Source organism: Achromobacter semiaridum, from assembly GCF_053543755.1.
Window position 1 is genome coordinate 1 of sequence record NZ_JBLVOL010000126.1, and the last position, 7,732, is coordinate 7,732.

7 protein-coding genes are annotated in these 7,732 nt (G+C 58.9%); all 7 read left to right on the forward strand.

Annotated elements, in window-relative coordinates; all coding sequences use genetic code 11:
• A partial coding sequence (locus ACNPP0_RS26185; RefSeq protein ID WP_448707435.1) for a hypothetical protein occupies positions 1-1,684 on the forward strand: 1,684 nt, incomplete at its 5' end.
• A gap of 164 nt (positions 1,685-1,848) precedes the next feature.
• Positions 1,849-2,484, forward strand: coding sequence for a DUF6708 domain-containing protein (locus ACNPP0_RS26190; RefSeq protein WP_448707436.1), 636 nt, complete (start codon positions 1,849-1,851; stop codon positions 2,482-2,484).
• Positions 2,485-2,683: 199 nt separating this feature from the next.
• Complete coding sequence (locus ACNPP0_RS26195; protein WP_448707437.1) at positions 2,684-3,484, forward strand: DUF6708 domain-containing protein; 801 nt, start codon at positions 2,684-2,686, stop codon at positions 3,482-3,484.
• Positions 3,484-5,310, forward strand: coding sequence for a hypothetical protein (locus tag ACNPP0_RS26200; protein ID WP_448707438.1), 1,827 nt, complete (start codon positions 3,484-3,486; stop codon positions 5,308-5,310). Before ACNPP0_RS26195 ends, ACNPP0_RS26200 begins: the two co-directional genes overlap by 1 nt.
• Positions 5,310-6,110 (forward strand): DUF6708 domain-containing protein, encoded by an 801-nt coding sequence (locus ACNPP0_RS26205; protein WP_448707439.1) that lies wholly within the window; start codon positions 5,310-5,312, stop codon positions 6,108-6,110. Before ACNPP0_RS26200 ends, ACNPP0_RS26205 begins: the two co-directional genes overlap by 1 nt.
• Positions 6,111-6,505: 395 nt before the next feature.
• A complete protein-coding gene (locus ACNPP0_RS26210; RefSeq protein ID WP_448706775.1) occupies positions 6,506-7,180 on the forward strand; it encodes a hypothetical protein in 675 nt (224 codons plus the stop codon).
• Positions 7,181-7,455: 275 nt separating this feature from the next.
• The coding region (locus ACNPP0_RS26215; protein WP_448706776.1) for a DUF6708 domain-containing protein at positions 7,456-7,732 on the forward strand (277 nt) is incomplete at its 3' end.

Below are 7,732 nucleotides of genomic sequence, written 5' to 3' on the forward strand. Positions count from 1 at the left end.
CCGCCTTCACGCCCAGTTAAACGACGCCACCCGCGCGGCCGTCAACGCTGTGCACGTCGGAGGCGCCTGGCTGTACCGTGGCGCGCAAATGACGCAGGTCGTGATCCAACTGACGGTCAGCGAACTCCTTGCCATTTACGCCGACGAACTGCAACGCGTCGGCGATTCCCTGAACCAAAACACCGGCCGCCGAGTACGCGCTTTCATCTTCGCCGGCCTGATCAGCATTCCGGACCCCGCGTTGCACAAGATACTGGTCAACGTGACGATCTGGATGGAAGGCAGCGCGGAGGATATCGCCAACCGAATAAAGAGTATGAAGACCGGCGCGGCGGACGTGACTGCGAAGGCGATGCAGAGCGTGCAGGAGGCAATCGGCGGCGCGACGAACAGCGTGCGCGGCATATCTGGTAGCGCGATGCGCAAGCTGTCCGTGGGCATCAAACATCTGGACGTCCCTGCGGCGCAACTGCTCATCGGTCTGGAACTCAGCGCGGAGCACGCACGGGAGTTCGCCAAGAACGGTTTCGCCAGCTTGAAGCGTTTATCCGTGGGTTCGGGATATGGGGGGTCGTCACTGGTCAGCCTTTATTTCCTGCATGACAGCGTGCGGTCGAGCCTGGCATCCGCGCGTCAGGCGGTAGGCGCGGAACATGCGGAGGCGATGGCTGCGCTGTATGGGGCGGGCATCGGCATGCTGGGCGCGGGCGTCGAGGCGGGTGGGCTGGCGCTTCGTGTGGCGGGAGAGGCTGTGCAGCCATTTATGCGCAGGGTTGCGAGTGCCGAGGCGGGGATGGTCGCGAAGGCGATTGGGCTGGGGAAGGGGTTAGTAAAAGCGGGTGGCGCGATTGCGGCGTTGGGGGGAGTAGCGGATGGGGTTGGAGGGTTTGCAGCGGCGAGGCGTGCGGATGCGGTTGGAGATGCTGGTGCAAGCAAGGCATACGCAATTGGCGGATTCGTCTATCTAGCAGGGACACCGTTTAGTTTATATGGCGCTGCAACCGGCGCAGTATTGATGGGGCCGCTGGGTATTGGCATTTTGGCTGGACTTATAGGATTTGCGCTCGCACAGGTCGCCAAAGAACGAGAGTCGGATGCCTTGGAGATGTGGGCCCGTCGCTCCTATTTCGGTCAGGCGGAACAAAGCTCCCGCTGGGCAACGGCGGATCAAATGGATGCAGCAATTTCGGAACTGAATGCCGCGCTTATCGGTATGGAAGTGATCGTTGGCTTTCACTCTGCCCGGCGAACTATGGACTTCGATTCGCTCCTGGCGGCCGACATATTGCAGATTCAGGCAACGGGCGGGGTGGAAGCGGGACCGGAACTCGGCTATCGAATCGTACTGCCCGGCTTTGACCCGGAAGTGTCTCGCTACGAATTTAGGCTTCTTGTAGAGTGCTTCGCGGTAGATAAAGTCGGACGACACACTCCAGTTCTAATGGAGAGTGTCCTTGAGGCCGTCCATCACAACAGTGAAGTATGTGCTCCCGCTCAGGGCGGATTTAGCGGGTTGACGCCTAAAGGCTATGTGTTGCCTACGAAAGAAGCGCCAGTGCTCGCTTGCAAATTCTGGCTCGAGCCATTGCACAGAATCAAGAGCGCTACGGTTGGCATCATCTATTGGTGTGACAAGGACGACCTCGCGGGTTTTGCCAGTGTCACCATGACGGAAGAGGCGTAATGGCGCGATCTGACCTCACTCCGCAGTGCGCTGGATGGCAGCGCGATTTGCCAGGTCCTAATGAAACGCACACTGTGATGCCAAGCCTGAAAGAGAGTGCGCCGAACCACGTTAATAGCACTTACTTGGAACTGTCCAGGCGCTCGTCTAGCATTCGCGGAGTCTTGTTATTTGCTATCCCGTTCACCGGCTACGGGGCCTTTATTGAAATGCCCTACATGATTTTCAGCGAGTTGTTCGATGGGCTATCGAGTTTCAAATCCCTTGACCTTTTTATCCTGGCGTCTGCGCTCTTTGCTATGGCCTTATGCACATGGATCACCGTGCTTATATATCGGACTGATATAACTCAGCCCCGCGACCTCCCCATCCGGTTCAACCGCGTCCGCCGAAAAATATACGTTTACGACTTCCACATGGTCTGGTGGAAGCCCTTCTCCCACTGGTACGTCACCACCGCCAGCTACGACTGGGACGACGTTCGCGCGGAAGTCTGGGAGCAATGGGGCGCCTCATCCAGCGGCACCCTGATGATCAAGTGGGGCCTCTCACTCGCCATCGTCAAACCCGGCACGAACGAAGTCCTCGAACGTATCCACCTCAGCACCTACAACCAAGACCTGGACAATCTCTGGGCCTACGTCTGCACCTACATGCAGCAAGGCGCCGACGCCTTGCCCCCGTGCGACATCGAACCACGCGATGCGAATGACGTGCCGGCCTACAACCTGGCGCTGCGTTGGGCGCCGTTGGTTGAATGGCCGGAGGCAATGGATATCGAATCGCGGAGCGCGCCGTGATGGGTTGCATCGAGCGGGTGGCAACATTGCCGATAGATTCGCGCCGCAGGCGTTTTTCAGGACGCGCGTGCCTTGCCCACCGTCCAATGCTTGTGCCAGGGCCAATGGACGTCGATTCGCTTGTGGCGACCGACGTCTGTTGGTATGACAAGAACGATATTGCCGGTTATGCCAGCATCACTCTGACGGAGGAGGCGTGATGGCGCGATCCAAACTCATTCCTTCGTGTGCGGGATGGCAGCGCGATTTGTCGGGCCCAAATGAAAAGCCCGTTGTGACGCCAAGCATCAGGACGGATGCCCCCAATCACGTTGACGACATCTACTTGGAATTATCCAGACGTTCATCCACCATCCGGGGGCTATTGCTGTTCGCGGCGGTCTTAACAGGTTATTGCGCCATCGTTGAGTCGCCAATCGTCCTTTTTAGGGTGATTTTGCGCGCGCTTTCCACTTTTAGTGCATTCCATCTGCTTATGGTTTTAGCCGCGTTGCTCGCCATGGCGTTATGCATCTGGGTCACCGTGCTTGTTTATCGAATCGAGGTGACGCAACCCCGCGACCTCCCCATCCGCTTCAACCGAGTTCGCCGAAAAATCTATGTCTATGGTTTCCACATGGTCTGGTGGAAACCCTTCTCCCACTGGTACGTCACTACCGCCAGCTACGACTGGGACGATGTCCGCGCCGAAGTCTGGGAACAATGGGGCGCGTCATCCAGTGGCACCCTGATGATCAAGTGGGGTGTCTCAATCGCCATCGTCAAGTCCGGTACGAACGAGGTCATCGAACGTTTCCACCTCAGCACCTACAACAAGGACCTGGACAATCTCTGGGCCTATGTCTGCACCTACATGCAACTAGGCCCAGACGCATTGCCGCCGTGCGACATCGAACCACGCGCTGCGAATGACGTGCCGGCATACAACCTGGCGCTGCGTTGGGCGCCGTTGGTTGAATGGCCGGAGGCAATGGACATCGAATCGCGGAGCGCGCCGTGATGGGCGGTTCTACGCGGGTAACAACGGTCTGCCGATCTAAGGTCGGATTTGTTTCGCGCTTCGATCGCCGGTCGTTCGTTGATCGCGAGTTGGCAGCGGACGCCACAGACCAACTGCTGGCCGCCGTGCACGGCGCCAGCAGCCGCCTTCACGCCCAGTTAAACGACGCCACCCGCGCGGCCGTCAACGCTGTGCACGTCGGAGGCGCCTGGCTGTACCGTGGCGCGCAAATGACGCAGGTCGTGATCCAACTGACGGTCAGCGAGCTCCTTGCCATTTACGCCGACGAACTGCAACGCGTCGGCGATTCCCTGAACCAAAACACCGGCCGCCGAGTACGCGCTTTCATCTTCGCCGGCCTGATCAGCATCCCGGACCCTGCGTTGCACAAGCAGCTGGTCGACGTGACGATCTGGATGGAAGGCAGCGCGGAACAGATCGCCAAGCGAATAAAAGAACTGAAGACCGGCGCGGCCGACGTGGCTGGCGACGTGATGCGAGACGTGCAGGAGGCAATCGGCGGCGTGACGCACAGCGCCCGCGCCATGGCCGGCGGCGGGATGCGCAAACTGTCAGTGGCCATCAAACATCTGGATGTTCCTGCGGCGCAACTACTCATCGGCCTGGAACTCAGTGCGGAGCACGCACGGGAATTCGCCAAGAACGGCTTCGCCAGCCTGAAGCGTTTATCAGTGGGTTCGGGATATGGCGGGTTATCGCTGGTCAGCCTTTATTTTCTGCATGACAGTGTGCGGTCCAGCCTGGACGCTGCTCAAAAGGCGGTAGGCGCGGAACATGCAGAGGCGATGGCCGCGTTGTACGGGGCAGGCATCGGCATGCTGGGCGCGGGCGTGGAGGCGGGTGGGTTGGCGCTTAGCGTGGCGGGGGAGACAGTGCAGCCGTTCATGCGCCGGGTGGCGAGTGCTGAGGCGGGGATGGTTGCGAAGGCGATAGGGCTGGGGAAGGGGCTAGTAAAAGCGGGTGGCGCGATTGCGGCTTTGGGGGGAGTGGCGGATGGGGTTGGAAGCTTGGGGGCCGCGGGGCGTGCCGATGGGGTGGGGGATGGCGATGCTGGCGAGAAGTACAGAATGTCTGGCGCCATCGCGTTTGGCGGAGCATTTTTTAGCGTGTATGGAGCATTAACCGGGGCGGCGCTGATAGGATCTCTGGGTATTGGTATCGCGGCCGGACTTCTAGCATTCGCCCTGGGCAGGGTCGCCAAAGGCAGAGAGTCGGATGCTCTAGAGCTGTGGTCCCGCCGTTCATACTTCGGTCAGGCAGACGAAGGGTTCCGCTGGGCAACGGCAGATCAAATGGATGCCGCAATCTCGGAGCTGAATGCCGCACTTATCGGTATGGAGGCGATCCTCGGCTTTCATCCTGCCAGACGGCCAATGGACTTCGATTCGCTCCTGGCGGCCGACGTATTGCAGACCCAGGCAACGGGCGGCATGGAATCGGGATTGGAGCTCGGCTATCGGATCGTACTGCCTGGCTTTGATCCGGAGCATTCATGCTATGAATTCAGGCTTTTTGTAGAGCGCTTCGGGGTAGACAAAGTCGGACGACACACTCCGATGCCGGTAGCAGGTGTCCTTGAGGCCGTCCATCACAATAGCGTACGACGAGCACCTGTTCTGGATGAATTTCGGCGGCTGACGCCTAAAGGCCATCTGTTGCCGACGAAAGAGGCGCCGGTGCTAGCTTGTAATTACTGGCTCGGACCTCTGCACGGGATCAAGAGTGCTACGGTCAGCATTATCTATTGGTATGACAAGGACGATCTTGCCGGTTATGCCAGCGTCACGATGACGGAGGTGGCGTGATGGCGCGTTCTATCTTGACTCCGCAATGCGTGGGATGGCAGCGCGACTTACCCGGGCCCGGCGAAACGCCTGTTGTGAAGCCGAGCCTGAAAGAAAGCGGGCCAAATCACGTTGACGATACCTACTTGGAACTTTCCAGACGTTCTTCCAGCATACGCGGGGTGTTGCTGTTCGCTGTCATCATCACCGGCTATTGCGCAGTCGTTGAAATGCCCGGGGTTATTTTCAGAACACTCTTACGTGCTTTCGCAAGCATTAACCAAGATGTTCTGTTTAACCTAGTGATTGGGCTCTTCGCAATGGCCCTATGCGCTTGGATCAGTGTGCTCATGTATCGGACCGACGTCACGCAACCCCGCGACCTCCCCATCCGCTTCAACCGTCTCCGCCGAAAAATCTACGTCTACGGTTTCCACATGGTCTGGTGGAAACCCTTCTCCCACTGGTACGTCACTACCGCCAGCTACGACTGGGACGACGTTCGCGCGGAAGTCTGGGAGCAATGGGGCGCGTCATCCAGTGGCACGCTGATGATCAAGTGGGGCGTCTCAATCGCCATCGTCAAACCCGGCACGAACGAAGTTATCGAACGTTTCCACCTCAGCACGTACAACAAGGACCTGGACAATCTCTGGGCCTATGTGTGCACCTACATGCAGCAAGGCCCCGACGCCTTGCCGCCGTGCGACATCGAACTACGCGATGCGAATGACGTGCCGGCATACAACCTGGCGCTACGTTGGGCGCCGTTGGTTGAATGGCCGGAGGCAATGGATATCGAATCGCCGAGCGCGCCGTGACGATGCGGCTAGCGCGGGCAACTGCAATATCTCGGCCCCAGTGCGGCTCTGTTTCGGCTTACGGCGCGCTATCGCTTGTCAACCTTTACTTTTTCACGACGGCGTGCAAACCGGCCTGGAATCTGCTCGAAGCGCGGTGGACCTGGAGCATGCAGAGGCGACGGCTGCGTCGTATCGAGCGGGCATCGGCATGCTAGGCGCGTGTGTTGAGGCGGGCGGGTTTGCGGTCAGTGTGGCGGGCGAGGCGGTCCAGCCGTTTATGCGACGGGCCGCGAATGCGGAGCTGGGCGTCGTCGCGAAGGCGATTGAGTTGGGGAAGGGGTTGGCGAAAGCGGGTGGGGCGATAGCGGCATAGGGAGGAGTGGCTGATGGGGCCCGGGTGGATCGCAGCCGCTATGCGTGCCGCCCGCCAAGGCGACACCTCGGCAAAATGGCTGCATGCATTCGCTGCGAGTGTTAAAGCGAAGAGACTGGAATCCGATGCTTTGGAACGGTGGGCGCGGCAGTCGTACTTCGGAAACGCGGAGCGCAGCCAGCGATGGGAGATGGCAGACCAGCTCGATTCAGCGGTGGCCGCATTAAACGCCGCACTGTCGGGATTGTCGGTGTCTTTGGGATTTCACTCATCCAAGCGCTTCGCCGATGCGGCCGAGCTTGCGGCAATGGACGTTTTGCTGATCAAGGAGACGGGCGGCGTTCAAACGGGCACGGAATTGGCTTACTTGATCCTGTTGCCTGGTTTTGATCCCTTGCGCTCGCGTTACGAGTTCACGTTAACCGTTCATAAATTTGGGGTGGCGAAAAGTGGGAAACGTATGCCGTTGATAACGTCGTCAGTGCTTGCAACTGCGTATCACAATAGTCGGGCCCATGCGCCCATGCTAGACACCGAGCCAGATCTCGTGCCAGCGGTCAGTGAGTTGCCGACCAGAGACGATCCCGCGCTAAGCGGCAGATACTGGTTGGGCGGCATGCATGCAGTTAAGGCAGCCGTCGTCGAAATTGCATATTGGCCAGACAAGGACGATCTCAGCGGATACGCAAAGTTGATCTCTGCGGAGGAAGCGTGATGGTAAGACCTCTGCTTAATCCGCCGTGCCCAGGTTGGAAGCGCGATTTGCCCGGGCCTAATGACTCACCCGGGCCACCCAGTTATCGCGCAGACGCACCCAACTATGTCGACGATGTCCACCTGGAGCTATCCCGACGAACATCCAGCACCCGCGGAATTTTGATCCTGGGTGTGCCCTTGTGTGTGTGCTTCTTTATCTGGCAATTGCCCCTATTTTTTGGCTACGGGGCGTTTTCTTCGACAGACGGGTCCGATGGCCTCACGACGATATTGATGTTTTTATTCCTGCTGGCCGCCTATTCTTACCTTGCAGCGTTTCTTTACCAAACGGACGTCTGTCCGCCGCGCGATCTTCCCATCCGCTTCAACCGGCTACGCCGAAAAATCTACGTCTACGGTTTCCAAATGGTCTGGTGGAATCCCTTCGCTCACCGTTACGTCACCACCGCCAGCTACGACTGGAATGACGTCCGCGCCGAAGTCTGGGAGCAATGGGGGGCTACATCCGGTGGAAGCCTGATGATCAAGTGGGGCGTCTCAATCGCCATCG

What these genes read in the sequence shown, in the direction of transcription:
- ACNPP0_RS26195 (WP_448707437.1), top strand. Translation starts at nt 2,684, where the DNA reads ATGGCGCGATCCAAACTCATTCCTTCGTGTGCGGGATGGCAGCGCGAT.
- ACNPP0_RS26200 (WP_448707438.1), top strand. Translation starts at nt 3,484, where the DNA reads ATGGGCGGTTCTACGCGGGTAACAACGGTCTGCCGATCTAAGGTCGGA.
- ACNPP0_RS26205 (WP_448707439.1), top strand. Translation starts at nt 5,310, where the DNA reads ATGGCGCGTTCTATCTTGACTCCGCAATGCGTGGGATGGCAGCGCGAC.
- ACNPP0_RS26210 (WP_448706775.1), top strand. Translation starts at nt 6,506, where the DNA reads ATGCGTGCCGCCCGCCAAGGCGACACCTCGGCAAAATGGCTGCATGCA.